Source organism: Bradyrhizobium jicamae (genome assembly GCF_018130695.1).
Lineage (GTDB): Bacteria > Pseudomonadota > Alphaproteobacteria > Rhizobiales > Xanthobacteraceae > Bradyrhizobium > Bradyrhizobium jicamae_B.
This window is the reverse complement of sequence record NZ_JAFCJX010000051.1, coordinates 1-25,091: the sequence shown is the minus strand read 5'-3', so window position 1 is coordinate 25,091 and position 25,091 is coordinate 1. Positions and strand designations below refer to the sequence as shown.

The following is a 25,091-nucleotide window of genomic DNA, read 5'->3' as shown; positions in this document are numbered from 1 at the left end:
ATGGGAGATAACGAAGCCAGTTTCGCCGGCGTTCCCTCAAACTCATCGGAACTACCGTTCCAAATCATCGCTCTGAGGAACGTATGCGCGCGCAGGCGTTTGCTTTGCAGGGAGACATTGCATGAGCAGAAAACCGACTGAACAGGATCCGCGCGACCGCACCGACTGGGGCTCGCACGCGCAGACCGACAAGCCCTGGAAGGGCAATCCGGAGAAGGAGCAGCGTTCGGACGACGAAAAGCCGAATCTCGAGCGCTGGCACGAGACCAACACGCACTGACGCCCACGGAAGATTTGGACAGGAGAAGACCCATGGGACTGGCGCAATATGCGATCGTGCCGTCAGGCGACGAATGGGGCGTGCTGCACGATGGCAACCTCAATGGCGGCTATGCCACCAAGGAAGCCGCCTTCGAATCGGCCTCGGCCGCCGCGTCGCTGGCGATCCGGCAGGGCCATGAGGTCCATGTGAGCGTGCCCGGCCGCGAGGAAGGCGAGGCGGCGCTGACCCGGCGGGCGCAATAGCCCACAGCCCCGCCAACAGCCCCCGATTGACTACCCCGCCTGCGGCATGTTGGCGCGGGAACCGCGAGGCACTAAGATGGGACCTGAGCGGAGGCCTCAGGTCCAGAAATGAAGCGCGTCGATGTAGCCGTGATCACTGCCACCTTGTGGCTGCTGGCGTCGATGGTGCTCGATGTGCTGACGCCGAAATCCATCACCGTCTACATGATCGCCGCCGCCCTGGCGCCGCCGGTCCTGATCGGCCTCGCCATCCATTTCGCCCGCGAATATTTCAGAGCCAGGCGCCGCAGCTATGAGCAACGCCGCTTCGATGAGCGTCTCGGCAATTGAGCCATGCCGCTGTGACGGTAGCCGTGCATTGAACGCTTGCTAAGCTCGCGGCATGACCGAAGCACTCCCCGATACCATCCGCCGCCTCTACACCGATCCCGCCGACTATATCGACAGCGACCATCCCGCCGTCGTCGCGTTCGCCAACACGGCCGCGCAGGGCGCCGACGGCGACCGCGCCAAAGCGAGCCGGCTCTACACCGCCGTGCGCGACGGCATCCGCTATAATCCTTATGTCAACATGCGCGCCGCGGAATCCTTCCGCGCCTCCAGCGTGGTGGCGGCCGGAAACGGTTATTGCGTCGGCAAGGCCGCGCTCTACGCGGCGGCCTGCCGCGTCCACGGCATCCCGTCCCGCGTCGGCTTTGCCGACGTGCGCAACCATCTCACCACCGAGAAGCTGCGCCAGAGCATGGGCACCGACATGTTCACCTGGCACGGCTTCACGGAAGTGTTCGTCGACGGCGCGTGGCGCAAGGCGACGCCGACCTTCAACGACACGCTGTGCCACAAGCTCGGCGTCAAGCCGCTCGATTTCGACGGTCATGGCGACGCGTTGCTGCACCCCTTCGACGGCGAAGGGCGTACCTACATGCAATACGTCAACGATCACGGCTCCTATCACGACGTCCCCGCCAAATTCCTGATGCGCGAGATGGCCCGCGAATACGCGAACATGCAGGTCGAGGATCTCTCCGGCCGGGACATGGAGCGCGAGGCAGCCGAGGGGTGATTATTTGGCTCTATCCAGGCTCCGCGACCCGTCTCGAAAAGGAACTCTTCCTACCCTCGCGCGTTAAATGTGCTGTCAATTCAATGAGATGAAATTGGAGCACCTGATGCATCTGACGCCCGAGCAACGCAAGCTTCGTGACGAAGAGCGCCGCCGTGACGCCGAGGTGGCGATGGCCGAGCATCGCGAGAGCGAGAAGGCCTTCTACGACAATTTCGAACGGCTGAAGGCCGAACGATTGGCGCGCGAGGCGCGCGCGGGCGGAAAGTAACTTATCGTCGCAGCAACACGACGGACAATGGCGGCTGGACGGGATCCAGCCGCCATTATCGTTTGGCGCAAATCGTGAGCTCGGTTGCGGCGATCAGCCGAGGAAGCGCGGCCGCTCGATCTTCGCTTTGTTCGCGCCTCGGGGATCGAACCCGTTCATCTCCTGAGCGGTTTGTTCAGCAAGGATTTCCTTTTCTGCCTGGTACCAGAAGCAATCGCGGCTGCCGGCGGGTTCGCCTGCCGCCTTCCAAAGGTGAAAGGCGCGGAGGCGGATTTGATCTTCAGTGAGAAGTCGCATCGTGGGCCTCTCAATCAATTCTGGAACGCGCTTGAGGAGATGACGCCTCGGTGACAACAATGTTCCAAAGCACGCCGGTTCGGTCTTCGCTCACTCTCCGGCAAAAAAAGAGCCCGACCGCGCGTGCGACCGGGCTGGACATTGGATCCAAAGTCTAGGGAGGAAACGCCCAAACAAGGGCGCGGACAGCGCGAGGCGCTATCGCCACCTCTAGGTGGTGACGATCGGCCGAAATTCAAGCCGCGTGCTAGCGCCGCATCCTCTGCGGTTGGGTCCTGCCACGATCGCGGATCAGAAAAAAGCAGGGCGCGACTGGCATCACCACAGTCGCGCCCTACGTCGCCGGTCAATGGGGCAGGGGGAATAACCGGCTGCCGGGATGACTCCGACGCCCATGATTTCGTTCCGCCCGCGCTGAAATATTTTCGTACACGGTTAAGTGATTGCGGGGGTCGAGAACCCCCAAGGTTTCGTTCGCGTTGTGTCCTTGATCGCCAGGGAACATTCCAAGGGGCGAGGGACATCCGAACATGTCACAGATTCAGAAGGGAATTTTCGGCGCGCTCGCCATTGGTCTGACGTTTGGCGCCGTGCAACTCGCATCCGGCCATGACCTCATCGGCCGTCAGGCCGCGGCCACCGCGACCGCGCAAACCGCCGTCAATCGCGCCGCCAAGGTGGATCGCGCAGCGGTTCCATCCGTCGGCTCGCAGACGCGCACCGTCGCGCTCAAGCTCGGCAACCTGCCCGACACGTCCGTGCTGGTGCGCGTGCCCGTGCGCAAGGACGAAGCGCGGAACCGCCCGGCGACGCCACCATCCGCCAAGCCCACCGGCCGCACAATCGCCTGCGAGCCCGTCGTCAGCGTGCTGACTGACGTCGCCAAGCTGCTGCAGCCGGGCCGGTGCATCACCTGATGTGAGCGCCGCCGTAGGCTAAGCGGCGCGGATCGCGGCGAGGAACCTGTCGACCTCAGCCGTCAGCCGCGTGCTCTCGCTGGTCAGCGCTGCCGACGAGCTTTGCACTTGGCCTGAGGCGGCGCCGGTCGCAGCAGCGCCGCGATTGACCTCCTGCATGCTGCCGGTGACGTCGCCGCTGCTGCTGGCAGCCTGCTGGACGTTGCGGGCGATTTCCTGGGTCGCGGCGCCCTGCTCCTCCACCGCGGCTGCGATCGTCGCGGAGATTTCCGAGATTCTGAGGATCGTCGCGCTGATTTCCTTGATGGCGGCGACCGACTCGTCGGTGGCGGCCTGCATCTGGGTGATCTGGCTCGCGATCTCATCGGTGGCCTTGGCGGTCTGCGCGGACAGCGCCTTGACCTCGGAAGCCACCACGGCGAAGCCGCGGCCGGCCTCGCCGGCGCGGGCAGCTTCGATGGTCGCGTTCAGCGCCAGCAAATTGGTCTGTTCGGCGACGGCTGTGATCATCTTCACGACCTCGCCGATCCGGCCGGCCGCGCCCGACAGTTCCGTGACCCGCTCATTGGTCCGTTCGACCTGCCCGACGGCCGCGCGCGCGATATTGTTGGCCTCCTCGACCTGCCGGCCGATCTCGCTGACCGAGGCGGCCATCTGCTCGGACGCAGCGGCCGCGGAGGCAACGCTCCTTGTCGACAGTTCTGACGTGGCGACCACTGTCTCCGACAATCGCCGGGTGGATTCGGCGGACTGTCCGAGCGTGGCGGCCGCAGCCTTGATGTCGGTCGAGACCGACGACACCGCGTTGACCAGGCGGCCGACGGTCGCTTCGAACTCGTCCGCAACACGGCCGAACTCGGCTTTCCGCTGCCGCTCCTGGTCGGCCCGCTCCGTGGTCTGATCGGCCTCCAGGCGGCGGACCCGTATCGCATTATCCTTGAACACCTGCACGGCGCGGGCCATTGCGCCGATTTCATCCTTGCGCGCCGTCGACGGAATCTCGACGTCCAGATCATTGCCAACCAGGCGTTCCATCACCGCGGTCATGGCACCGATCGGCCGAACCACGCCGCGCGCGACACCGAGCAGGCCGGCACAGATGATCAGCACGACGAGCGCCGACACGGTCCAGACGGCGACCGACAGCACCTTCACCGTTGCCGTTGCGTCCGCTTCCGTCGCCGCGTTCGCATCATTCGTCTTCTTGACGATCTCGTCGATGATGGCGCGATGCGCCTTGTAGGCCTGCGTGATCTCGGCGTAGGCCTTCGCCGCGGCATCGGCATTGCCGCCCGTCAGTGCCGGCAGGAAGCCGCGTTCGATCGCGGTCCAGAATTTCCGGACCTCGGCGTCCGATTTGTCGACCAGCAGCGTCTTCAGGGCGGGATCGAGATCCGATTTCGTCCAGAACTCGCGCCGTTCGTCATAATCCTTCTTCAACTGGACCAGCCGGTCGCGATGCTCGGCTGCCGCCTGCGGCTCCCGGAACGCCAGCGTCGCCTCGAGGTAGGCCTCGATCACATATTCCGGCGGCGGCAGGATGTCCGCGACCAGATCGTTGCCCAGCTTGATCCGGTCGTAGAGTGCGCCGCCGACCTTCAGATGATTGAGGGCAAAGCTGCTGGTGCCGATGATCGCGCCGATGCCGATGATGGCGGCAATCCCGAACATGATGATCGAGCGGGAGATTGTCAGACGGAGCGGCATTTCCATTCCCAAGGCAGAGGTACGATTTCACCCCACAATGGCTCATGGTTAATTAAGATTTGGTTCGCTGGAACTCCGGCCGCATGTCAGTAGAAGTCCGGATGGCGAACGGCCCGGTGCGATGGCCCGTCAAGAATGCGGCTTCCGCCGGTTTGCCCGACGGCGCAAGGCCGCCAGGCAAAAACGTTCCGCCTTACACGAATTTCCGATTATGCTGACAATGGCGCGTCTCACCCGGCACGAGGGGCACATTCATGTCGCGGGAATGCGAAGCCATATCCTCGGTGTCGTCGCCCGCGAATGCGGGCGATCCAGTACGCCGCGGCCCATCGGCTTTCTCGCAACCGTCTCTGGAATACTGGATCACCCGCGTGCGCGGGTGATGACACCGCGTTCAGGCCGTCTGGTCTTCGTCAACGGCGTCGCTTGCCCATGCTATAAACCCGACCGCACCAACGCGAGGCATCGCCGATGTGGAAGCGTCTCTGGAAAACTTGGACCCTCGACAAGCCCGCCGCCTTCGGCGATCTGCTGTGGGACGTCTTCGTCGTGCAGTTCGCGGCCTGGCTCGACCGGCTGACCTGGCGCAAGGTGATCGCCTTCATTCCCGTGGTGATCCTGATCCTCGCCTATATGCACCGGATCCCGATCCCGCCCGAACTGATGCTGGTCGGCGACCTCCTCGCCTATATCGACATCTTCACCGTGGCGATCCTGCTCGGCCTGTTCAGCCGCGCCGCGACCATCCTGTTCGTGATCAAGCAGACCGCCGCAAGGACCGTCGCGCTGCTGACCGGCGCACGAGCGCGCCTGCAACGCTTCGGTCTCCGTCATCGCCGCGAGGGCGGCGCGCAGCAGCGCCGCAGATCGATCGGGCGAACGAGACGCGATGACGACGAGTCGGCCGTCGTTGGTGGATTCGCGTGGGCGTGAGCCGTTATGCGTAGGGTGGGCAAAGGAGCAGAGCGACGTGCCCACCATCGCGAGCACGCCGAGAATGGTGGGCACGGCGCGTACGCGCCTTTGCCCACCCTACGCAGCGTTCGCATCGAAAAAGATCGCGCGCGACGCTTACGGATCCAGCTCCGTATCCCAGTAGAGATAGTCGAGCCAGCTCTCATGCAGATAGTTCGGCGGGAACAGGCGGCCGTTGCGGTGCAGCTGGTGGACGGTCGGCGCGTAGGGCGTCTGCTTCGGAAACATCCTGGCCTGCTGCGGCGTCAGGTTGCCCTTGCGCAAATTGCAGGGCGAGCAGGCGGCGACGACGTTCTCCCAGGTGGTCTGGCCACCTTTGCTGCGCGGGATGATGTGGTCGAAGGTGAGGTCGTCGGCCGAGAGGCAATATTGGCAGATGAAACGGTCGCGCAGGAAAACGTTGAAACGGGTGAAGGCGGGATGGGTGGTCGGCTTGACGAAGGATTTAAGCGAAACGACGCTGGGCAACTGGATTTCAAAGGACGGACTTCGTACCGCCCGGTCGTAATACTCGACGATGTTGACGCGATCGAGAAACACCGCCTTGATCGCGTCCTGCCAGGACCAGAGCGACAGCGGGTAGTAACTCAGCGGCCGGAAGTCCGCATTCAGCACCAACACCGGCCAACCGCCTTGCGAGACATGTGCGTTCAAATAACGCTCCTGACTCCCATTAGCTGCGAAGCAGCATGTGCCCTGCATACTACAGGCAGCGTGACGGGATTGTGAAGACCTATGAGCAGCTTATCCGCCGCGCAGGCGCCATGTTCCTGCCCCGATTGCCTTCGGGTCCGAAGGCCCGCTAAAGGGGGATTCGGCGTGATTTTCGCAAGGCCGACGGAACACTAGCCGCATGACCACCTCGTCCCGCTATCTCGAAGCGCCGCGCCGGCTCCGCGCCTTCGTGCGCGCGCATGAGACGAGCCTGGTGCTGCTGGCGGCGCTGACAGGCGCGGTCGGCGGCGTGGTGGTGCTGGCGATGAGCATTGCGGTCGCCGCCATGCATGCGCTGCTGTTCGACATCAGCATCCATCAGCGCCTCTCGGCGCAGGACAGTATCGATGTCATCCGGGCGCTCGCGGTTCCCACGATCGGCGGTCTCCTGCTCGGGCTCGCATTCCTCTGGCTGGCGCGCTTCCGGCCGTCCCGCGAGATCGATCCGATCGAGGCCAACGCGCTGTATGGCGGACGGATGTCGTTCCGCGGCAGCGTCATCGTGGCGCTGCAGACGATCTGGTCGAGCGGCTCCGGCGCCTCGGTCGGGCTCGAGGCCGGCTATACCCAGCTTGCGAGCGGCCTCGCCGCCTCGCTCGGCCGCGCGTTCCACATGCGGCGAAACGACCAGCGCATCATGGTCGGCTGCGGCGCCGCCGCTGCCATCGCGGGCGCGTTCGGCGCGCCGCTGGCGGGTGCCTTCTACGCCTTCGAGCTCGTGATCGGCGGCTACACGCCGGCCAGCTTGACGCCGGTCGGCGTCGCCGCGGTCGCCGGCTACTTCGTCACCCACGGAACAGCTGAGTTGAAGCTTGGCATCTTCGCCGGCTCCGTCGGCTCCGTTGCCGGCCGTGATCTCGCGATCGCGGCGCTGCTCGGCGTGCTGGCCGCGCTGACGGGGATTGCGATCATGCGCGGCGTCGCGCTGTGCGAGGCGGTGCTGGCGAAGACCAAGCTGTGGCCGCCGCTGCGGCCGATGCTGGGTGGACTCGCAGTCGGTGGGCTTGCGCTTGCGACGCCGCAGGTGATGTCGTCGGGGCACGGCGCGCTGCAGTTTTCCTCGATCGTCGCGATGCCGATCGCCTTCATCGCCGGTGTGTTCGTGCTGAAGGCGCTCGCCTCCATCGTCTCGCTCGGCAGCGGCTTCCGCGGCGGCTTGTTTTTTGCGACGCTGTTCATGGGGGCGCTCGGCGGCCGCCTGTTCGCCGCCGGTGTCGATATCGTCTGGCCCGGGCTGGACCTCGATCCGAACGCTTATGCCGTGATCGGCATGAGCGCGCTGTCGGCCTCGGTGATCGGCGGCCCGCTCACCATGTCGTTCATTGCGCTGGAATCCACCGGCAATCTCTGGCTGACCACCGCGGTGCTGGTTGCCGTGATCATCTCGACCATGATTACGCGCGAGCTGTTCGGCTATTCCTTCGCGACATGGCGGCTGCATCTGCGCGGCGAGACCATCCGCAGCGCCGCCGATGTTGGCTGGATCCGCGATCTCACCGTAGCCAAGATGATGCGGCAGGACATGTCGACGGTCGACGCCGCGATGTCTCTCGATGATTTCCGCCGCAAGTTTCCGCCCGGCTCGACGAACCAGGTCGTCGCGGTCGACGGCGAGGGCCGCTATGCCGGGCTGGCACTGGTCGCGGAAGCGCACGCGCCCGACCTCAAGACCGACAAGGGGCTCGCCGGCATCCTGCGCCACACCGACATTGTGCTGAATCCCCTGATGAACATCCAGGAGGCGATCGCGGTGTTCGACGCGGCCGAAGCGGAATCGCTTGCGGTGGTCGAGGCCGGCGGCCGGCGCCGGCTGGTCGGGCTTTTGACCGAAGCGCATGCGATGCGGCGCTACGCCGAAGAATCCGAGCAGCGTCGCCGCGAGGTGATTGGAGAGGTTTGATTTCGCCGACGAAATGATTGAAGGCGCCGAAGAGCGCCATGCGGGAGGAGTGACGATGCGATTGATGCTCGCGCTGCTGATGGCGCTATCGGCCGCTCCGGTCGCAGCGCAGGACTATCCGACCCGGCCGATCACGATGATCGTGCCGTTCCCGGCGGGCGGCGCCACCGATACGCTGGCGCGCTATCTCGCCGAGAGCATGCGTCCCGTGCTCGGCCAGCCGATTGTGATCGAGAATGTCGGCGGCGCCGCGGGCAGCATCGGCGTCACCCGCGCGGTGCGGTCGCCGGCCGATGGCTACACGCTGTCGATCGGCACCTCGACCACCCACATGCTGACCGGCGGCCTGTACGCGCTGCCGTTCAACCTGCTGAAAGACCTCGAGCCGGTGATCCAGATCGGCAGCGAGCCGTTGCTGATCGTCGGCAAGAAGAGCCTTCCGGCCGATGATCTGAAAGGCCTGATCGCCTGGCTGAAGGCCAATCCCGACAAGGCCTCAGTCGGCATCGCCGGCGTCGGCGCCACCGGCCATCTCGCCGGCATCGCGTTGCAGAAGGCCACCGGCACGAAGTTCGAATTCGTGCCCTATCGCGGCAATGGCCCGGCGATGCAGGACCTGCTGGCCGAGCAGATCGACTTCATGATGGAGCCCGCCTCGAACTTCCGCTCCCTGCTCGGGGCCGGCAGCGTCAAGCCGTTCGCGGTCACCGGCCGTACGCGGCTGCCGTCATCGCCTGATATCCCGACCGTGGACGAAGCCGGCGTGCCCGGCTTCTTCGCCTCGCTGTGGTACGGTCTCTGGGTGCCCAAGGGCACGCCGAAGGACGTCATCGCCAAGCTGAACGCGACCATGACCCAGGTGCTCGCCGAACCCAAGGTCAGGCAGCGCTTCGCCGAACTGGGCATCACGATCACGCCGCTCCAGCAGCAATCGCCGGAGGCGCTGCGTACCTTTCAGAAGGAAGAAGCCGATCGCTGGTGGCCGATCATCAAGGCGTCCGGCATCAAGGCGGAGTGAGCGCGGATGCGCGCCTACCCCGTCACCCGCTCCAGCTTCTGCAGGCAGCGCGTCATGCGCACGATGGCCGGCATCTCGACGTCGGGAAAACTCGTCTTCCAGTCGGTGACGCCGACCTCGCCGACATAGATGTCGCCCCTGGAATCCAGTGCCAGCCCATGCGGCGCCAGGAATTTTCCGCTCTCGATGCCCGGGCCATTCTCGCCGCCGAGCCTTGCGATCCGCCTGCCTCTGGCGTCGACGATCGAGAGCCGCGGGCCGAGATTGGGCACCTTGCGGTTGACGTTCATGCCGGGGCCGAGCTCGCCGACGATGAAGGTCGGCTGCTTAGCCCCGCCACAGCAGCACAGCGCGCAGGGACGATGCAGGTTGTTCCACTGCGTCTCGTATTTGCCGTTGCCGTCGAACACCTGCACCCGGTGATTCTCGCGGTCGGCGACGTAGACCCAGCCATCCGCGTCGGTCGCGATATTGTGCACGATGTTGAACTGGCCGGGATCGGTGCCGGGCTCGCCCCAGGTTTTGATCAGCCTGCCGTCCGGCGTGTATTTGTGGACGCAGGCATTGCCGTAGCCGTCCGAGACATAGATCTCGCCCTTTGGCGACAGCGCGGTGTGGGTGCAGCGGTGGAACGGCTCGCCGCTCATATAGGGCGCGGGCTTGCCGGGGATGCCGATCGTCAGCAGCACCTTGCCGTCGGTGGAGCATTTGCGCACCGTGTGGTCGCCGTCATCGGTGCAATAGAGATTGTCGTCGGCATCGATGTGCAGGCCGTGGGCGCGCGAGAACAATCCTTCGCCCCAGCTGCGGAGGAAATTCCCCTCGCGGTCGAGCACCACCATCGGATGTTCGCCGCGGTTGAAGACGTAGATGCGGTCCTTGCTGTCGACCGCCACCGAGGCGACGTCGGTCAGGCTCCAGCCGTCGGGCAGCCTGGCCCAGTTCTCCACCACGCGGTAGCGATGCTCGCCCGCGCCCAAAATGCTCGGCATGTCTGTCTCCGTGATTTAAGCAAGGTTGGCTCGCGGCCCGACGTCGCGCGGCAGCAGGCCTTCCTCGATGGCCTTGATCTGCAGCGCGAGGTAGCGCGAGTTGATGCGGCATTGGGCGAGGCTGCCGGCGATGAACCAGAGGCCGGGCTGCGGCGTGCGGGTGTACATGTTGCGCAGCTCCTGGCCGTCGCCGAAGCCCCAGATGGGGCCGATGCGCGCAGCCATCGCCGCGCCGAACAGTTTCGCGACCAGCTCCTCCTGCGGCCGATAGCCGGTCGCGAGCACGATCAGGTCGGCGGGGATGGTCTCGCCGCTCCTCAGCCGCGCGCCCTCGGCGGCAAAGGTCTCGATGTCGGCGAATTGCGCGAGCTTGATCGCTCCGCCAGCGACGAAGTCGGAGCAGCCGACGTTGAAATAGTAGCCGCCGCCGCGGGTGAGATATTTGAACTGCCAGCCGGTGCCCTCGTCGCCGAAGTCGAGCTTGAAACCGACGCGTTCGAGCCCATCAAGCAACGCCTGGTCGAGCTCCTTCGATTGCTCCGTCATCAGCGCGTGGCTGCGCCTGGCGAGCGCCAGCGGCATCGAGGTCGCGATCAGGTCGTTGTCGTCGAGCGTGCCTTCGTTGTAGGCGGCGTAGGCGAGCTGTGCCGATGGCTCGATATTGGTGACGAGCGTCGAGGAGCGCTGCACCAGCGTGACGTCAGCGCCCGAGGAGTGCAGGTCCTGCGCGATGTCGTGGCCGCTGTTGCCGGTGCCGATGACCAGCGCACGCTTGCCGGTCCAGTTCTCGCCGTCGTCATAGCGGCTGGAATGGACCACCTTGCCGGCGAAATGGGTGAGCCCGGTGATCTCGGGCAGGTTCGGAATGCCGCTGACGCCGGTTCCCATGACGACATGGCGCGGCTGCATCATACGCGCGGTGCCGTCGGTCCGCCGCAGCGCGACGGTCCACCGTCCTTGCGTCTCGTCGTAGCTGCCGCCGGCGAATTCGGTGCCGGTCCAGAAATTCAGCTCCATCGCCTCGACATAGGCCTCGAACCAGTTGGCGAGCTTGTCCTTGGGGATGTAGGTCGGCCAGTTCGGCGGGAACGGCATGTAGGGCAGATGATTGACCTGCACCTGGTTGTGCAGGGTCAGCGCGTGATAGCGCTTGCGCCAATTGTCGCCGACACGCGCCTCGCGATCGATGATCAGCGTATCGATCCCAAGCTGCGTCAGCCGTGCGGCGATTGCCAAACCAGCCTGTCCGCCGCCGACCACCAGCACGGTTGGATCGCGCTCGGCGTAGTCGGCCGCGGCCTTGCGCTGGTCGAGCCAGTTGGGCCCGCGGAAGTCGCGCGAGTGGGCCTGCCCGCGTGGCCGCGTGTGGCCTTGCTGCTCCTCAAATCCCTTGAGCTCCTCGAGCGCCGTCAGCAGTGTCCATGCTTTCAGGCGGTTGTTGTCGGCGGCATCGGGGATCAGCCGCACGATGCCATGGCCACGGCCGGCCGCGGTCTCGAACCTGAAGATCGCCTCGATCGACGGCGTGCCGGCGCGGGTCACCTTGCGGGGCGCGGCGCGGTCGGGATCGATGCGGAATGTCCTGGGTGCTGCGCGTTCGGCGTGCCCGGGCAATTCGCTGAGGATCGTGTCGATGCCGTTGAGGGTCTGGATGTTCCAGCTCAGCGCCAGCACGTCGCGCCAATAGCTGTCGGGATGGAACAGCGGCCTCAGCAGGATCTCGTCGCCACTCGCCAGCGCATCCTCGAACTGCACGAGCCAGTTGTCGGCGGCGACCGAAATGTCGTCGGTCTTGTCGAGCATGGGCGCTTCCCGTCACCGGCCGTCTTCGCGGCGTTATTGCTTCGCCACGAAGCCTATACCCATCTTCGTCCGCGCAGGAAGGGCGTGACGGGATATCGCCTATTCCCCAAGCGAGAGGATCAGCCCCCGATCCGGCGGCACGCGGCCGTTCAGGGTATCGAGATAGGCCTGCGTCACCGCGGCGCGGCCGCGGCACTCGGTCACGCGCACCCAGCGGTCGAGGTTGGGCGCAAAGCCCGCCCACGCCGCGCCAAAGCGCTGCTCGACACCGCCCGGACCCCACTCCTTGGCGCGCTTGCGGATGTGATCGGGCGCGAAGAACCAGTGCGGCTTGGCGCCGGGCAGCGCGGCCTCCTCGAGCGCGCTCGCGCGATGGGTCAGGCCGACGCGGCCGGAATATTTCATCTGGTCGCCGAAGCGCCGATGCAGCGTCTCGCGCAGCGCGCTGCTGCCGGCCATGTCGACATAGGCGACCGGCACGTCCGCCGGCAGCGAGCTGACGCGGTCATAGGTGACGACCTCGTCATAGCAGCCGAGCGATCTGACGAAATCGACATTCGATGCCGAGGTCAGGCCGATCACTTTCATACCGGTGCGGGAATGGATCAGATGCGCAAGCCCGAACGCGGTCTTGCTGGATGCCGACGACAGAATCGCATGCTTTGCGCCGAAGAACTCGTTCTCGGCGAGGAAGTCATCGACCAGGAACGACAGCATGAACAGCGGCCGCAGCAGCGCCTGATAATCGCCCTGTGCGCCGGCGAACGCGGGATCGCCGCTGACGCGGGCATAGCTGTTGTAGACCGGCGAGACGTTCTGTCGATGCGCGGCGCCGTCGCGCAAGCCGCGCTTGCTGACGTCGGTGGCCTCGATCACGAGATGCGTCGCCATCGGGAAATAGCCGAACAGCGTCTCGCCGATGGCGATGCCCGGATGCTTGGAGGCGATGACCTCGCCAAAGCCCCAGACTGGAATGTTGCCGTAGCTCTCGGGCGTTGGAAACAATTGCCAGTATTTCAGGACGTCACCCATGACCGCATAAGTGATGTTGTTTGCGGTGAGCGCAAACCGCGTCACCTTCACCAGCAGCGCATCGGCTGGCAGCGCGCCGGCGTCGGGCAGTTGCGTCTCGATGATCTTGCATTGCTGCAGATCGTTGCGGACGACGATGAAGTCGGTCGAATTCATGTTGCTGGCCTCGGCTTTTTGCGCGTGGCGATCTTTGCGTCGCCTTGAGGGGATTTTGCAAGAGCAACATTGTTTGAAATTCTGTTCGCCTCGCGGTCATTTTGCCGCGTGGATCTGTCCCTCGCGATGGAGATCGCGCAGCTTGCGCTTGAAGATCTTGCCGGTGGCCTCGCGTGGCAGCGCATCCATGAACTGGATGTCCCTGGGCACCTTGAAGTTCGCCAGCTTGCCGCGCAGGAATTCCTGCACGGACGCCGCCGACAGCGCAGCACCTGCCTCCGGCTCGACACAGGCGAACAGCCGCTCGCCATACTCGTCGTCGGGCACGCCGAACACCGCGCAGTCGCGCACGCCGTCCATGCCGATCAGCGCATTCTCGATCTCGGCAGGATAGATGTTGACGCCGCCCGAGATCACCATGTCGCGCTTGCGGTCGCACAGGAACAGATAGCCGTCGGCATCGAGATAGCCGACGTCGCCGACGCTGATGAGGCCGTCGCGGTCGGCCTCGGCGCGCGCTTTGGCGTTGCCGTGATAGTCGAAATCCGACGTCGCCGTCTGGCGCATGAAGATCTCGCCGGGCTCGCCGACGTCGCACGGCGTGCCGTCGGGGCGGAATGTCTTGACGATGCCGCCCTCGATCGCGCGGCCGACGGTGCCGGGCTTGGCCAGCGCTTCCGCCGACGAATGCCAGACCGGGATGCCGGTCTCGGTCGAGCCGAGATATTCGTTGATGACAGGTCCCCACCAGTCGATCATCGCGCGCTTGACGTCGACCGGGCAGGGTGCCGCGCCGTGCACGATGAAGCGCAGCGAGGACAGGTCGTAGCGGCGCCGCGTCTCCTCAGGCAAACGCAGCAGCCGCACGAACATGGTCGGCACCATGTGCATGTGGGTGACGCGGTGGCGCTCGATCAGCTGCAGCAAATCCTCGGGGTCGAAGCGCGGCTCGAGCACGATGCTGCAGCCGTTGCGGAACGCCAGCATGCCGTAGGAGTGCGGGGCCGAATGGTACATCGGCCCGTTCATCAGGATCACCTGGTCCTCGTTTGGCCTGATGCCGTAGGTGATGGCGCCGACGCGCGCGGCGGCCGCCTGCTGCTCGGGGCGCATCGGCTTGCGCTTGACGCCCTTCGGCAGGCCCGTGGTGCCGGACGTGTAGAACATCGGCGCTGCGCCGATCGGCGTACCGGCGAGGGGCTGGTGGGTGTCGCGCCAGCGGTCCCAGTCGGTCATACCCTCGGGCACTTCCGCAAGCTCCGGCGTCACGCCATAGGCGCTCGCGATCTCCGGCGGCGTGGTCACGACCAGCAGCTTGAGCCCGGCGGGCAATCCATCGCGGATCTGCGGCAGCAGATCGGCATGACAGACCAGCGTGTCGGCGCCGGAGTCGGCGATGATGTAGCCGACCTCCTCGGCCTTCAGATGCCAGTTGATCGGCACCACCGGGCTGCCGAGCGCAGCGGAGGCGGCGACCACCTCGAACAGCGCGAAGTCATTGCGCAGCATCATGCCGACCGGCTTGCCGCCTTGCACGCCGAGCGCGCGGAAGCCGCTGGCGGCCCGTGCGACTCGCCCGTGAATCTCGGCGTAGCTGATCTGTCTGTCGCCGCTGATGATCATATTGCGTCTCGACCTCAGGCGCTGGCCCGCAGGAAATCGCTGCGCGCCTCGGTGTACTCCGCCTTCAGCCGCGACACCAGTTCCGCAACCGGCGGCGCATCGGAGATCTGGCCGAGGCCCTGGCCTGAGCCCCAGATGTCGCGCCACGCCTTGGCCTTGGTGTTGCCGCCGGAGCCGAAGTTCATCCTGGTCTTGTCGGCGACCGGCAGATTGTCGGGGTCGAGGCCAGCCGCTGCGATCGACGGCCCGAGGTAATTGCCGTGCACGCCGGTGAACAGGTTCGAATAGACGATGTCGTGCGCGGCGTAGTCGGTCAGTGCCTGCTTGTAGGCCGCATCTGCATTGGCCTCCTCGGTGGCGATGAAGCGGGTGCCGATGTAGGCGAGGTCGGCGCCGAGCGCGAGGGCGGAGGCGATGCTCCAGCCGTCGGAGATCGCGCCCGACAGCAGGATCGTGCCGTTGAACCATTGCTTGACCTCGCGCACCAGCGCGAACGGCGACAGCGTGCCGGCATGTCCGCCCGCGCCGGCGCAGACCAGGATCAGGCCGTCGACGCCCTGTTCGGCGGCCTTGCGCGCGTGCTTGACGTTGATGACGTCGTGGAACACGACGCCGCCATAGGAATGCGCGGCCTCGACGATCTCGGACGGTGGACGCAGCGAGGTGATGATGACGGGCACCTTGTGCTTCACGCAGGTTTCCATGTCGTGCATCAGGCGGTCATTGGACGCGTGGCAGATCTGGTTGACCGCGTAGGGCGCGACCTTCTTCTCCGGGTGCAGCACCTGGTACTCGCCGAGCTCGTTCTCGATTCGGCTCAGCCATTCGTCGAGCTTGCCGGCGGGGCGGGCGTTCAGGGCGGGAAACGAGCCGACGATACCGGCCTTGCACTGCGCGATCACGAGCTCGGGCCCCGAGACGATGAACAGCGGCGAGCCGACGACCGGCAGTTCGAGCTTGTTGGCGAGCGAAGCGGGCAGCGGCATTGCGGGTCCTCCTTGGTCGCGCAAGAACGGTCGGGTCCGGCGCGCATCTGTTGATGTTGATTGCGAAGCGTTGGACCCGGCGGCGCCGCGGCCTGCGCTGATTGCCATCCATTATAAGGCTGGACGCTTCGCCCAGCACGTTCAATATTGAACAGGCAAGGCATCAAGAATGAACATGTCGTCGCGAGGAAAAGCCGATGGACTGGGACCTGTGCAAGACCTTCGTTGCGGTGGCCGAGACGCGCAGTTTGGCGGCCGCGGCGCGGCAGTTGCGCTCCAGCCATCCGACGGTCGGCCGCAAGATGACCGAGCTGGAACGCCAGCTCGGCATTCCCCTGTTTGCGCGCGCCAATGACGGTCTGTCGCTGACCGCGCAGGGCCGCAAGTTCCGTGAGCATGTCGAGGCGATGGCGGCAGCCGCCTTGCGTGCGGAGGCCGCGGTGTCGGCGACCGGCGCGCAGGCGCGCGGTGTTGTAAAACTGTCGATCGGCGCCACGCTCGCCTCGCACTGGCTGATGCCGAAGCTCGGGCCGTTCCTCCGGTCGCACAGCCATATCCAGCTCGAGATCATCACTCATCCGTTTCCGGCGAGCGTCCGCCGCCGCGAGGCCGATGTGGTGCTGCGTCCGGTGGATAGCGGCGAGGAGAATCTGATCGGCCGCAAGATTGGCCGGCTCGGCACGGGCTTTTATTGCTCGCGCGACTACGCCGCGGGCCGGCGCCTGCCGGAACGGCGTGACGAATGGAAGGGCCACAGCGTCATCGGTTTCGCCGACCGTGCCTCGAACGAGCATCTGGCGCGCTGGAGCGATCTCATCACGCGGCAGGGATCGCTTGTGATGCGGTGCTCCTCGCAGGGCGATATGCTGGCAGCAGCGCGAGCCGGGCTCGGAATCTCCGCGCTGTCCTGCTTTGTCGCCGCCGACTATCCCGATCTCATCCGGGTCGCGCCGCAGAAGCTGCTCAGCGTCGCCGACCTCTGGCTGCTGGCGCATCCCGATCTGGTCGAACTTCCGGCGGTTCGCGCCGTGATCGATTTCGTCACTGCTTCCGCGCGCGAGGACCGGGTGCGGCTGCGAGGCTGATTTTGTCAGGAATCACGCCCTCGCGGTTTTTCAGCACACGATAATACGCCCACCACAGATGCGCAGCGGCGCCACGGAGCGGGCGCCAGGGCTCGGCGAGCGGCGCCATCTGTTTTGGCGTCGGCCGCTCCTTCAGCCCGAGCCCGACCTTCACCGCTTCCTGCACGGCGAGGTCGCCAGCCGGCCAGGCATCGCCATGGCCGAGGCAGAACAGCAGATAGACGTCGGCGGTCCAAGGCCCGATGCCCGGCAGCGCGGTCAGCGTGTTGTGCGCGGCGTCGGCCTCCTCATTGGCGAGCACGTCGAGATTGAGCCGCTCCTCGGCAAGCTCGCGCGCGATGTGCTTCAGCGTCTTGATCTTGGCGGCCGACAGCCCGAGCCGTCCGAGTCGGTCGGCGCGGGCCTTCCGGATCGCGTCGTGATGGAACGGATCGAACGCCGTGCTGACGCGGCCCCAGATCGCCGCCGCGCTCGCGGTCGAGAGCTGCTGGCCGCAGATGATCGCGGCAAGCCCCGCGAAACCGGGCTCGCGCTGGCGGATCGCCGGCATGCCTGTTAGCGCCAGGATCGGCTTCAGCCGCTTGTCCTGCACGACGAGCTTTTCGATGGCATCGTCGAGGTCAGCCTGGGTTTCGAGATGGACGAGCATTGCTCCCTCGTGGACGTGGTCGTTGCCGGACCATCGACGTTTATGATGACGATGATAGTTGTAAGAACGTGGATGCCCAAGGACCAGCCACGGGCAAGCCCGGGCATGACGAGACCAGTGTGATGCCGCCACCCGTCTTCCGTTTCGCGCCGAGCCCGAACGGCTATCTTCATCTCGGCCACGCCTATTCGGCGCTGCTCAATTTCGATCTGGCGGGGGCATCTGGCGGGCGCTTCCTGCTGCGGATCGAGGATATCGACGGCACGCGCTGCCGGCCGGAGTTCGAGGCGGCGATCTATGAGGATCTGGCCTGGCTCGGGGTCACCTGGGAGACGCCGGTGCGGCGGCAGTCGGAGCATTTTGCCGCCTATCGCGACGCGACCGAACAACTGTCGACGCTCGGGTTGGTCTATCCGAGCTTTGAGAGCCGGGCCGCGATCGCGCTGCTGGTCGCCGCGAAGGAAGCGGCAGGCCCGTGGCCGCGCGATCCCGACGGCGCGCCGCTCTACCCGGGCACGGCGAAGGCAATGTCGGCCGCCGAGCGCGAGCGGCTGAGCGGGCAGGGCCTGCCCTTCGCGCTGCGGCTCGACATGGCGGCGGCCTGTGCGCGGGGCGGCCCGCTCACATGGAACGAGCAGGGCGAGGGCCCCGGCGGCGAAACCGGCGTGGTCGGAGCCCGGCCGGAGGCCTGGGGCGACGTGATCCTGGCGCGCAAGGAAACCCCGACCAGCTACCATCTCTCGGTCGTGATCGACGACGCGCTGCAGGGCGTTACCGACGTGGTGCGCGGTGTCGACCTGTTCTGGTCGACCAGCGTGCATCGCCTGCTCCAGCAATTGCTCGGAGTTCCCGCACCGGCGTACCGGCATCACGGCCTGATCCGGGATGATTCCGGCCAAAAGCTCTCGAAATCGACGCAGGCAACGGGCGTGCGCGAATTGAGACGCGAAGGTGCGAGCCCCGCGGATATCCGTCGCCTGGTCGGCCTGCCCTAAAGCGCGATAAGGTTGAATCGTCATCGCGCTTTAGCTCCTTGTTTGAGCATGATCTCCGCGCAAACGCCTTCGGCGTTTGTCGCGAGGGAAAACCGCTGCACACTTTTCCGGATCATGCCCTAGTTTACGGTTGGTAATGCGGTAGCTTCGCCGTGACTCCGCCACGCAAGGCGTGCCATGTTATTTCCGGGCGGGGACAGCGGAGACCATGGCGGCCAAATCGCGCGCACGGCGCAGCACGCGGCGACCGACAAAGAAGCCGGCGAAAAAACGCGCCGTGGCCGCCGCCAAGACGCGTCAGAAAACCGCGCGCAAGACACCCGCGCGCAAGAAGCCTGCGCGCCGCGAGCCTGCGGCCGACGAGGCCGGCCGCAGCGTGGTCGAGAGCGCGTTGGCCGCCTTCGCCCATGAGGTGCGGACCCCCCTGACCGGCATTCTCGCGATCAGCAATCTGCTGGCGACCTCCGATCTCGGCGAGCGCGAGCGGCGCTGGGTCGATACCATCAAGGCCGGCGCCGAGCACCTGGCGAGCCTCGCCACGCTGTTCGTCGACGCCGCGCGCAGCGAGGGGCCGGGGCTCGCCATCCGGCAGGACTTTTTCGACCTGCGCACGCTGGTGCGCAGCATCGGCGATGCCCTTGCCGGCCGTGCCGCGGCGCAGGGGCTGCAGGCCTCGGTGACGATCTCCGAGAAATTGCCGGCGTTTGCGGTCGGCGATCCCGTGCGCCTCCGTGCGGCGTTGGAGAATCTGATCGACAACGCCGTGAAATTCACCGAGCAGGGCGGCGTCGCGCTGCAGGTGTCGCCGCTGCGGGCCGGCAAAGGCAAGGTCGGCATCGCATTCGCGGTCTCCGACAGCGGCATCGGCCTGACCTTGGCCGAAGTGAAGCGGCTGTTCCGGCCGTTCTCGCAGGCCAACGTCTCGATCGCCTCCCGCTTCGGCGGCGCCGGCCTTGGCCTGTTCTCGGTCCGGCAGCTCGCCCGCGCCATGGGCGGCGACATCGTGGCGGCCCGGCGCAAGGGCGGCGGCACAACCTTCACGCTGAGCGTCGTGATGGCGCCTGCGGAGGGGCCGGTGACGATCATGTCGGATGCGGCTGACGCTGACGCGTCAGGTGCGCTGCGGCTGCTCAGCGTCGAGGACAATCCGTTCGGCCGCGTCGTGCTCAACACGATCCTGACCGAGCTTGGTCACCAGTCGGAGTTCGTCGGCCAGGGCGAGGCGGCGCCCGACCGGCTTGCGCAGGGCGAATACGACGCGGTGCTGATGGACATGGTGCTGCCGGGCATCAACGGCGTCGAGGCTATCCGGCGCATCCGCGCGCTGCCGCCGCCGCACGGCCGCATCGCGATCATCGGGATTTCCGGCCGCGGTGAGGACGAAGCCGCGGCGCGCGCCGCCGGCGCCGACGCCTTCCTGGTCAAGCCCGTGTCTCCGCGCGCCTTGGCGACTGCGCTTCATGAAGCGACACGCCGTGCGGCAGCTGCGACTTGATGATCGAGGCATTCAGCTCGCCGCCGTAGACGAAGATCGCGGCGATGAAATACAGAAATACCAGCGCGATGATCACCGAGGCCAGCCCCGCATACATCGTGACGTAATTGTTGGCGAAGCGCGCCAGGTACTGGCCGAACACGATGCCCGAGATCAGCGAGGCAACCATGGTGAAGATGATGCCGGGCAGGATCTGCACGAAGCCGCGGCGCCCTGCCGGCAGCCAGGCATGCAGGATGAACAGCGCCATGACCAGCGCGCCGATGGTGATGCCGTAGCGGGCGAAGTTGAGCGCGCTCTCGTTCGACTCGACGAAGAACGGGATATGCCGCCGCGCTGCTTCCAGCATCAGGGGGCCGAGCACGATCAGGAAGGCCATCGCCAGCGAGGTGAAGGCCGCGACCAGCGTGTAGCCGATCGATTCCAGCCGCAGCCAGTACCAGCTCCGCGGCTCGGTCACGGCATAGGCGCGGTTCAGCGCGACCCGCAGTGCCTCGACGCCGTTGGACGCGAAGTAGACCGCGAGCACCGCGCCGATGGTCAGGATGTCGCCGCGCGTCGTGGTCAGCACGTCATGGATTTCGCCCGACAGGGAATCGGCGACCTGCTGTGGCCAGACGTTCAGCAGCAGGCTGACCGCCTGGTCGGCGAGCTGCTTGGAGCCGAAGAAGCCGGCCAGCGAGGTCAGCACGATCAGGAACGGAAACAGCGCCATCAGGGTCGACAGCGCGATGTGGCTCGCGATCGCCCAGCCATCGTCGGCCAGGAAGGTGTAAAACGCGTCGATCGCGATGTGATAGACGTATCGGATCTGTTTCACATTCCACCCGGCATGATCGAGAAGAGCTCGGTCAGAGAACAGCGCTTTGCTTGAGCATGACCTTGCGGAAACCGCGGCACACTTTTCCGGGATCATGCGCTAGTTTCTGATATTACGGCCGGAAATGCCAGTTGGTTGCATGGCCGGGATGTGTAGAAGTCGGCCCGGTGCGGTGTTATGTACCGGCCATGGCATCTGCTCTCAGTACTTTCGTTCTCCCCATCGCCGTCGGCGCCGTCGCGCTGGTGCTGCTGCTCGGTCTCATCAACATGATGAAGGGCGGCTCGCCGAGCCGTTCGCAGAATCTGATGCGGCTGCGCGTGCTGCTGCAGTTCATCGCGATCATCGCCACCATGCTCACGGTCTGGGCGATGGGGCGGTAGCTCACGTATCGGCCTGTTCCACCTCTCCCGGAGGGAGAGGTCGGATCGCTTCAGCGATCCGGGTGAGGGGATCAGGTCCATCGATAGACCAAAACCCCTCACCCGCTCGCAATGCTCGCGACCTCTCCCTTCGGGAGAGGTGAAAGAAGATCGGAGCCAGTCATGGTCGTTCTCAATCGAATCTACACCCGCACCGGCGATGACGGCACCACCGCGCTCGGCACCGGCGAGCGGCGGCCGAAATATGATCTGCGCGTCTCCGCCTATGGCACGGTGGACGAGACCAACGCCGTGATCGGCGTGGTGCGGCTGCATCTCGGCGACGCGCGCGAGCTCGATGCGATGCTGGGGCGGATCCAGAACGATCTGTTCGACCTCGGCGCCGACCTCGCCGTCCCCGAGCGCGAGGGCAAGGCCGAGCGCTTGCGGATGCTGGCGAGCCAGGTCGAGCGGCTCGAGCACGATATCGATGAGCTCAACGCGCAGCTGGCGCCGCTGACCTCCTTCGTGCTGCCCGGCGGCACGCCCGCATCTGCATATCTGCATCTCGCCCGCACCATATGTCGCCGGGCGGAACGGATGATGGTGGAACTTGCCGCCCGGCCGGAGGAGCCGGTCAATGCCGCTGGCATCCAGTATATGAACCGCCTGTCGGATTTCCTGTTCGTCGCCAGCCGCTTCCAGAACGACAAGGGGGCCGGGGACGTGTTGTGGGTGCCCGGCCAGAACCGTTAAACTGGTCTAATTCGGGAGACCGGTTTTTTGGCTGCCGCGGCGTTGACCGGGGGTATCCGGACCTTTAGGTTCCGCGCCAGCCAATCAAAACCCATGAAATCAAAGCGAAAGAGGATCGATGAAGGTTCTTGTGCCGGTAAAGCGGGTCGTCGACTACAACGTCAAGGTCCGCGTCAAGAGTGACGGATCGGGCGTAGAGCTCGCCAACGTCAAGATGTCGATGAACCCGTTCGACGAGATCGCCGTCGAGGAAGCGCTGCGGCTGAAGGAAGCCGGCAAGGCGACCGAGGTGGTGGTGGTGTCGATCGGCCCCGCGCAGGCCTCGGAGACCATCCGCACCGGTCTTGCGATGGGCGCCGACCGCGGCATCCTGGTCAAGGCCGAGGGCAATGTGGAGCCGCTCGCGGTTGCCAAGATCCTGAAGTCGGTGGTCGAGGCGGAAGCGCCCGGCCTCGTCATCCTCGGCAAGCAGGCGATCGACGATGACTCGAACCAGACCGGCCAGATGCTGGCCGCGCTGCTCGGCTGGTCGCAGGCGACCTTCGCCAGCAAGCTCGAAGTCGACGGAAGGGATTTCAAGGTCACCCGCGAAGTCGACGGCGGCCTGCAGACCGTCAAGCTGAAGGGCCCGGCGATCGTCACCACCGACCTGCGTCTCAACGAGCCGCGCTATGCGTCGCTGCCCAACATCATGAAGGCGAAGAAGAAGCCGATCGACGACAAGAGCGCGGCGGATTACGGCGTCGATCTGACGCCGCGCCTGGAAGTGCTGAAGACCGCGGAACCGGCGGGCCGCAAGGCGGGCGTCAAGGTCAAGGACGTCGCCGAACTCGTGAACAAGCTCAAGACCGAAGCCGGGGTTCTCTGATGACGACGTTGCTGATTGCCGAACACGACCACGAGACCCTGAAGGACTCGACCAACAAGGCGCTGACGGCTGCAAGCCAGCTCGGCGGTGACGTTCATGTGCTGGTCGCCGGTGGCGGCCAGGGCACCAAGGCGGCCGCTGACGCGGCTGCCAAGCTCGCCGGCGTTGCGAAGGTGCTGGTGGCCGAAGGCGCCGCCTATGAGCACGACCTCGCCGAGCCGCTGGCTGCCCTGATCGTCTCGCTCGCCGGCGGCTATGACGCCTTCGTCGCGCCCGCGACCTCGCGCTTCAAGAACGTGATGCCGCGCGTCGCAGCCCTGCTCGACGTCATGCAGGTCTCGGAGATCATCAAGGTGGTCGCCCCCGACACTTATGAGCGGCCGATCTATGCCGGCAACGCGATCCAGACCGTGAAGTCGAAGGACGCCAAGAAGGTCATCACCGTGCGCACCTCGACCTTTGCCGCGGCCGGCGAAGGCGGCAGCGCCTCGGTGGAGAGTGCGGCGGCTGCGGCCGATCCGGGCCTGTCCTCGTTCGTCGGCGAGGAGGTCGCCAAGAGCGATCGTCCGGAGCTGACCTCGGCCAAGATCATCGTGTCGGGCGGCCGCGCCATGCAGAGCCGCGAGAATTTCGCGAAGTACATCGAGCCGCTCGCCGACAAGCTCGGTGCCGGCGTCGGCGCCTCGCGCGCCGCGGTCGATGCCGGCTATGCGCCGAACGACTGGCAGGTCGGTCAGACCGGCAAGGTGGTGGCCCCGGAGCTGTATGTCGCGGTCGGCATCTCCGGCGCGATCCAGCATCTAGCCGGCATGAAGGACTCCAAGGTGATCGTCGCCATCAACAAGGATGAGGACGCGCCGATCTTCCAGGTCGCCGATTACGGCCTGGTCGCCGACCTCTACCAGGCGGTTCCGGAGCTCACCGAGGCGCTCGGCAAGCTCGGAAAGTAAGCGACAAGACACCGGCCGGATCGTTAAGCTCCGGCCGGTGTTATTTTTTGAGGGCTGCGTTTTTCGGCGATTTGGGCCTGCCGGAAGGGCGCGCTTGGGGATAGTGTCGGGGACAGTTCGGCAGGCGCGATGTGCGCGCCGTTCCGGTGGATGAGAAGATGACGGTGGCAATCAAGAAGGTCGGCGTGATCGGTTCGGGCCAGATGGGCAATGGCATCGCCCATGTGGCGGCGTTGGCCGGCTACGACGTGATCCTCAACGATATTTCGGCCGATCGGCTGAAATCGGCGCTCGCGACCATCAACGGCAATCTGACCCGCCAGGTCGCCAAGAAGTCCATCTCGGACGAGGAGCGCAAGCAGGCGCTGGCGCGCATCAGCTCGTCGGAGACGCTGGATGGGCTCGCCGACTGCGATCTCGTGATCGAGACTGCGGTCGAGAAGGAAGAGACCAAGCGCAAGATTTTCCACGACGTCTGCGCCATACTGAAGCCGGAAGCGATCGTCGCCACCAACTCTTCGTCGATCTCGATCACGCGGTTGGCTGCCTCGACGGACCGTCCGGAGAAGTTCATCGGCATTCATTTCATGAATCCGGTACCGGCGATGGAGCTGGTCGAGCTGATCCGCGGCATCGCCACCGACGACGTCACCTTCGACACGTCGAAGGCGTTCGTCGCCCAGCTCGGCAAGCAGGTCGCGGTGTCGGAGGATTTCCCGGCCTTCATCGTCAACCGCATCCTGCTGCCGATGATCAACGAGGCGATCTACACGCTGTATGAAGGCGTCGGCAACGTCGAGGCGATCGACGCGGCAATGAAGCTCGGCGCGCATCATCCGATGGGACCGCTGGAGCTCGCCGATTTCATCGGCCTCGATACCTGCCTCTCGATCATGCAGGTGCTGCATGAGGGGCTCGCCGATTCCAAGTACCGGCCCTGTCCGTTGCTGGTGAAATACGTCGAGGCGGGCTGGCTCGGCCGCAAGACCCAGCGCGGCTTCTACGACTATCGCGGCGAGAAGCCGGTTCCGACAAGGTAAGCCCAAGACGGATGCCGTAGAGCCTGAGAGCCAATTCGTTTTGGCGTTCGACATCAAGGAGCGTTGGCGCCCCTTGATGTCAGAGCCAACGG

27 protein-coding genes are annotated in these 25,091 nt (G+C 65.5%); 17 read left to right on the top strand and 10 right to left on the bottom strand.

Features of this window, described 5'->3' with window-relative positions; translation table 11 throughout:
* The first annotated feature begins 121 nt into the window (after window positions 1–121).
* The 5 genes from JQ604_RS40090 (at window position 122) to JQ604_RS40070 (ending at window position 1,859) form a co-directional block, all read left to right on the top strand.
* A complete protein-coding gene (locus JQ604_RS40090; RefSeq protein WP_212366280.1) occupies window positions 122–280 on the top strand; it encodes a hypothetical protein in 159 nt (52 codons plus the stop codon).
* Between the two features lie 32 nt (window positions 281–312).
* A complete protein-coding gene (locus JQ604_RS40085) occupies window positions 313–525 on the top strand; it encodes a hypothetical protein (protein ID WP_212366279.1) in 213 nt (70 codons plus the stop codon).
* A 108-nt stretch (window positions 526–633) separates the two neighbouring features.
* Window positions 634–855, top strand: a complete 222-nt coding sequence (locus JQ604_RS40080; protein WP_212366278.1) for a hypothetical protein — start codon at window positions 634–636, stop codon at window positions 853–855.
* 52 nt (window positions 856–907) lie between these two features.
* Window positions 908–1,588, top strand: a complete 681-nt coding sequence (locus tag JQ604_RS40075; protein WP_212366277.1) for a transglutaminase-like domain-containing protein — start codon at window positions 908–910, stop codon at window positions 1,586–1,588.
* A 106-nt stretch (window positions 1,589–1,694) separates the two neighbouring features.
* Window positions 1,695–1,859, top strand: coding sequence for a hypothetical protein (locus tag JQ604_RS40070; RefSeq protein ID WP_212366276.1), 165 nt, complete (start codon window positions 1,695–1,697; stop codon window positions 1,857–1,859).
* A gap of 93 nt (window positions 1,860–1,952) precedes the next feature.
* Here JQ604_RS40070 and JQ604_RS40065 read toward each other — a convergent pair whose 3' ends face one another.
* On the bottom strand, window positions 1,953–2,156 hold the full coding sequence (locus tag JQ604_RS40065) for a DUF2934 domain-containing protein (RefSeq protein WP_212366275.1): 204 nt from the start codon (window positions 2,154–2,156) through the stop codon (window positions 1,953–1,955).
* Between the two features lie 530 nt (window positions 2,157–2,686).
* Between JQ604_RS40065 and JQ604_RS40060 the strand changes: the two genes are divergently transcribed.
* Window positions 2,687–3,073: a hypothetical protein gene (locus tag JQ604_RS40060; RefSeq protein WP_212366274.1), complete on the top strand. Its 387-nt coding sequence runs from the start codon at window positions 2,687–2,689 to the stop codon at window positions 3,071–3,073.
* Window positions 3,074–3,091: 18 nt separating this feature from the next.
* On the opposite strand, the gene JQ604_RS40055 is transcribed toward JQ604_RS40060, so the two are convergent.
* Window positions 3,092–4,780: a methyl-accepting chemotaxis protein gene (locus JQ604_RS40055; RefSeq protein ID WP_212366273.1), complete on the bottom strand. Its 1,689-nt coding sequence runs from the start codon at window positions 4,778–4,780 to the stop codon at window positions 3,092–3,094.
* Between the two features lie 471 nt (window positions 4,781–5,251).
* Between JQ604_RS40055 and JQ604_RS40050 the strand changes: the two genes are divergently transcribed.
* On the top strand, window positions 5,252–5,713 hold the full coding sequence (locus tag JQ604_RS40050) for a hypothetical protein (protein ID WP_212366272.1): 462 nt from the start codon (window positions 5,252–5,254) through the stop codon (window positions 5,711–5,713).
* 138 nt (window positions 5,714–5,851) lie between these two features.
* Here the strand turns inward: JQ604_RS40050 and JQ604_RS40045 are convergent, their stop codons facing one another.
* Complete coding sequence (locus JQ604_RS40045; protein ID WP_212366271.1) at window positions 5,852–6,409, bottom strand: HNH endonuclease; 558 nt, start codon at window positions 6,407–6,409, stop codon at window positions 5,852–5,854.
* Window positions 6,410–6,608: 199 nt separating this feature from the next.
* Between JQ604_RS40045 and JQ604_RS40040 the strand changes: the two genes are divergently transcribed.
* A complete protein-coding gene (locus JQ604_RS40040) occupies window positions 6,609–8,369 on the top strand; it encodes a chloride channel protein (RefSeq protein WP_212366270.1) in 1,761 nt (586 codons plus the stop codon).
* 55 nt (window positions 8,370–8,424) lie between these two features.
* A complete protein-coding gene (locus JQ604_RS40035; RefSeq protein WP_212366269.1) occupies window positions 8,425–9,387 on the top strand; it encodes a Bug family tripartite tricarboxylate transporter substrate binding protein in 963 nt (320 codons plus the stop codon).
* A 14-nt stretch (window positions 9,388–9,401) separates the two neighbouring features.
* On the opposite strand, the gene JQ604_RS40030 is transcribed toward JQ604_RS40035, so the two are convergent.
* From JQ604_RS40030 to JQ604_RS40010, 5 genes are all read right to left on the bottom strand, one after another.
* Complete coding sequence (locus JQ604_RS40030; protein WP_212366268.1) at window positions 9,402–10,379, bottom strand: peptidyl-alpha-hydroxyglycine alpha-amidating lyase family protein; 978 nt, start codon at window positions 10,377–10,379, stop codon at window positions 9,402–9,404.
* A gap of 15 nt (window positions 10,380–10,394) precedes the next feature.
* A complete protein-coding gene (locus tag JQ604_RS40025; protein ID WP_212366267.1) occupies window positions 10,395–12,182 on the bottom strand; it encodes a flavin-containing monooxygenase in 1,788 nt (595 codons plus the stop codon).
* Window positions 12,183–12,281: 99 nt separating this feature from the next.
* The gene (locus JQ604_RS40020) at window positions 12,282–13,370 is read right to left on the bottom strand and encodes a DUF2855 family protein (protein ID WP_212366266.1); all 1,089 of its coding nucleotides are present in this window, start codon (window positions 13,368–13,370) and stop codon (window positions 12,282–12,284) included.
* 96 nt (window positions 13,371–13,466) lie between these two features.
* Window positions 13,467–14,993 carry an acyl-CoA synthetase gene (locus JQ604_RS40015; protein ID WP_212366265.1) on the bottom strand — a complete coding sequence of 509 codons (1,527 nt, stop codon included), beginning with the start codon at window positions 14,991–14,993 and terminating at the stop codon, window positions 13,467–13,469.
* A gap of 14 nt (window positions 14,994–15,007) precedes the next feature.
* Window positions 15,008–15,979 (bottom strand): NAD(P)H-dependent flavin oxidoreductase, encoded by a 972-nt coding sequence (locus JQ604_RS40010; protein WP_212366264.1) that lies wholly within the window; start codon window positions 15,977–15,979, stop codon window positions 15,008–15,010.
* A 197-nt stretch (window positions 15,980–16,176) separates the two neighbouring features.
* On the opposite strand from JQ604_RS40010, the gene JQ604_RS40005 reads away from it, so the two are divergent.
* Window positions 16,177–17,064, top strand: coding sequence for a LysR family transcriptional regulator (locus tag JQ604_RS40005; protein ID WP_212366263.1), 888 nt, complete (start codon window positions 16,177–16,179; stop codon window positions 17,062–17,064).
* Here the strand turns inward: JQ604_RS40005 and JQ604_RS40000 are convergent.
* Window positions 17,021–17,713 carry a DNA-3-methyladenine glycosylase family protein gene (locus tag JQ604_RS40000; RefSeq protein WP_212366262.1) on the bottom strand — a complete coding sequence of 231 codons (693 nt, stop codon included), beginning with the start codon at window positions 17,711–17,713 and terminating at the stop codon, window positions 17,021–17,023. The genes JQ604_RS40005 and JQ604_RS40000 overlap by 44 nt on opposite strands.
* Before the next feature lie 122 nt (window positions 17,714–17,835).
* Here JQ604_RS40000 and gluQRS point away from each other — a divergent pair, with 122 nt between their 5' ends.
* On the top strand, window positions 17,836–18,708 hold the full coding sequence (gluQRS, locus tag JQ604_RS39995; protein ID WP_212366261.1) for a tRNA glutamyl-Q(34) synthetase GluQRS: 873 nt from the start codon (window positions 17,836–17,838) through the stop codon (window positions 18,706–18,708).
* Between the two features lie 208 nt (window positions 18,709–18,916).
* Window positions 18,917–20,203 (top strand): ATP-binding protein, encoded by a 1,287-nt coding sequence (locus JQ604_RS39990; RefSeq protein WP_212366260.1) that lies wholly within the window; start codon window positions 18,917–18,919, stop codon window positions 20,201–20,203.
* Here the strand turns inward: JQ604_RS39990 and JQ604_RS39985 are convergent.
* Entirely contained in the window at window positions 20,130–21,023 is an 894-nt protein-coding gene (locus JQ604_RS39985) for a YihY/virulence factor BrkB family protein (protein ID WP_349631191.1), read from the bottom strand. The genes JQ604_RS39990 and JQ604_RS39985 overlap by 74 nt on opposite strands.
* 188 nt (window positions 21,024–21,211) lie before the next feature.
* Between JQ604_RS39985 and JQ604_RS39980 the strand changes: the two genes are divergently transcribed.
* From JQ604_RS39980 to JQ604_RS39960, 5 genes are all read left to right on the top strand, one after another.
* Complete coding sequence (locus JQ604_RS39980) at window positions 21,212–21,406, top strand: twin transmembrane helix small protein (RefSeq protein WP_212366258.1); 195 nt, start codon at window positions 21,212–21,214, stop codon at window positions 21,404–21,406.
* 162 nt (window positions 21,407–21,568) lie between these two features.
* Window positions 21,569–22,141 (top strand): cob(I)yrinic acid a,c-diamide adenosyltransferase, encoded by a 573-nt coding sequence (locus JQ604_RS39975; protein WP_212366257.1) that lies wholly within the window; start codon window positions 21,569–21,571, stop codon window positions 22,139–22,141.
* 118 nt (window positions 22,142–22,259) lie between these two features.
* Window positions 22,260–23,009: an electron transfer flavoprotein subunit beta/FixA family protein gene (locus JQ604_RS39970; protein WP_212366256.1), complete on the top strand. Its 750-nt coding sequence runs from the start codon at window positions 22,260–22,262 to the stop codon at window positions 23,007–23,009.
* Window positions 23,009–23,959 carry an electron transfer flavoprotein subunit alpha/FixB family protein gene (locus tag JQ604_RS39965; protein WP_212366255.1) on the top strand — a complete coding sequence of 317 codons (951 nt, stop codon included), beginning with the start codon at window positions 23,009–23,011 and terminating at the stop codon, window positions 23,957–23,959. The genes JQ604_RS39970 and JQ604_RS39965 overlap by 1 nt, the downstream gene beginning before the upstream one ends.
* Before the next feature lie 158 nt (window positions 23,960–24,117).
* A complete protein-coding gene (locus JQ604_RS39960) occupies window positions 24,118–24,999 on the top strand; it encodes a 3-hydroxybutyryl-CoA dehydrogenase (protein WP_212366254.1) in 882 nt (293 codons plus the stop codon).
* Window positions 25,000–25,091: the final 92 nt, after the last annotated feature.

What these genes read in the sequence shown, in the direction of transcription:
- JQ604_RS40040 (WP_212366270.1), top strand. Translation starts at nt 6,609, where the DNA reads ATGACCACCTCGTCCCGCTATCTCGAAGCGCCGCGCCGGCTCCGCGCC.
- JQ604_RS40005 (WP_212366263.1), top strand. Translation starts at nt 16,177, where the DNA reads ATGGACTGGGACCTGTGCAAGACCTTCGTTGCGGTGGCCGAGACGCGC.
- JQ604_RS40030 (WP_212366268.1), bottom strand. Translation starts at nt 10,379, where the DNA reads ATGCCGAGCATTTTGGGCGCGGGCGAGCATCGCTACCGCGTGGTGGAG.
- JQ604_RS40090 (WP_212366280.1), top strand. Translation starts at nt 122, where the DNA reads ATGAGCAGAAAACCGACTGAACAGGATCCGCGCGACCGCACCGACTGG.
- JQ604_RS40065 (WP_212366275.1), bottom strand. Translation starts at nt 2,156, where the DNA reads ATGCGACTTCTCACTGAAGATCAAATCCGCCTCCGCGCCTTTCACCTT.
- JQ604_RS40010 (WP_212366264.1), bottom strand. Translation starts at nt 15,979, where the DNA reads ATGCCGCTGCCCGCTTCGCTCGCCAACAAGCTCGAACTGCCGGTCGTC.
- JQ604_RS40085 (WP_212366279.1), top strand. Translation starts at nt 313, where the DNA reads ATGGGACTGGCGCAATATGCGATCGTGCCGTCAGGCGACGAATGGGGC.
- JQ604_RS40035 (WP_212366269.1), top strand. Translation starts at nt 8,425, where the DNA reads ATGCGATTGATGCTCGCGCTGCTGATGGCGCTATCGGCCGCTCCGGTC.
- JQ604_RS39975 (WP_212366257.1), top strand. Translation starts at nt 21,569, where the DNA reads ATGGTCGTTCTCAATCGAATCTACACCCGCACCGGCGATGACGGCACC.
- JQ604_RS40080 (WP_212366278.1), top strand. Translation starts at nt 634, where the DNA reads ATGAAGCGCGTCGATGTAGCCGTGATCACTGCCACCTTGTGGCTGCTG.
- JQ604_RS40050 (WP_212366272.1), top strand. Translation starts at nt 5,252, where the DNA reads ATGTGGAAGCGTCTCTGGAAAACTTGGACCCTCGACAAGCCCGCCGCC.
- JQ604_RS39965 (WP_212366255.1), top strand. Translation starts at nt 23,009, where the DNA reads ATGACGACGTTGCTGATTGCCGAACACGACCACGAGACCCTGAAGGAC.
- JQ604_RS40015 (WP_212366265.1), bottom strand. Translation starts at nt 14,993, where the DNA reads ATGATCATCAGCGGCGACAGACAGATCAGCTACGCCGAGATTCACGGG.
- JQ604_RS39970 (WP_212366256.1), top strand. Translation starts at nt 22,260, where the DNA reads ATGAAGGTTCTTGTGCCGGTAAAGCGGGTCGTCGACTACAACGTCAAG.
- JQ604_RS40025 (WP_212366267.1), bottom strand. Translation starts at nt 12,182, where the DNA reads ATGCTCGACAAGACCGACGACATTTCGGTCGCCGCCGACAACTGGCTC.
- JQ604_RS40070 (WP_212366276.1), top strand. Translation starts at nt 1,695, where the DNA reads ATGCATCTGACGCCCGAGCAACGCAAGCTTCGTGACGAAGAGCGCCGC.
- JQ604_RS39990 (WP_212366260.1), top strand. Translation starts at nt 18,917, where the DNA reads ATGGCGGCCAAATCGCGCGCACGGCGCAGCACGCGGCGACCGACAAAG.
- JQ604_RS40000 (WP_212366262.1), bottom strand. Translation starts at nt 17,713, where the DNA reads ATGCTCGTCCATCTCGAAACCCAGGCTGACCTCGACGATGCCATCGAA.
- JQ604_RS40055 (WP_212366273.1), bottom strand. Translation starts at nt 4,780, where the DNA reads ATGCCGCTCCGTCTGACAATCTCCCGCTCGATCATCATGTTCGGGATT.
- JQ604_RS39960 (WP_212366254.1), top strand. Translation starts at nt 24,118, where the DNA reads ATGACGGTGGCAATCAAGAAGGTCGGCGTGATCGGTTCGGGCCAGATG.
- JQ604_RS40075 (WP_212366277.1), top strand. Translation starts at nt 908, where the DNA reads ATGACCGAAGCACTCCCCGATACCATCCGCCGCCTCTACACCGATCCC.
- JQ604_RS40060 (WP_212366274.1), top strand. Translation starts at nt 2,687, where the DNA reads ATGTCACAGATTCAGAAGGGAATTTTCGGCGCGCTCGCCATTGGTCTG.
- gluQRS (WP_212366261.1), top strand. Translation starts at nt 17,836, where the DNA reads ATGCCGCCACCCGTCTTCCGTTTCGCGCCGAGCCCGAACGGCTATCTT.
- JQ604_RS39980 (WP_212366258.1), top strand. Translation starts at nt 21,212, where the DNA reads ATGGCATCTGCTCTCAGTACTTTCGTTCTCCCCATCGCCGTCGGCGCC.
- JQ604_RS40020 (WP_212366266.1), bottom strand. Translation starts at nt 13,370, where the DNA reads ATGAATTCGACCGACTTCATCGTCGTCCGCAACGATCTGCAGCAATGC.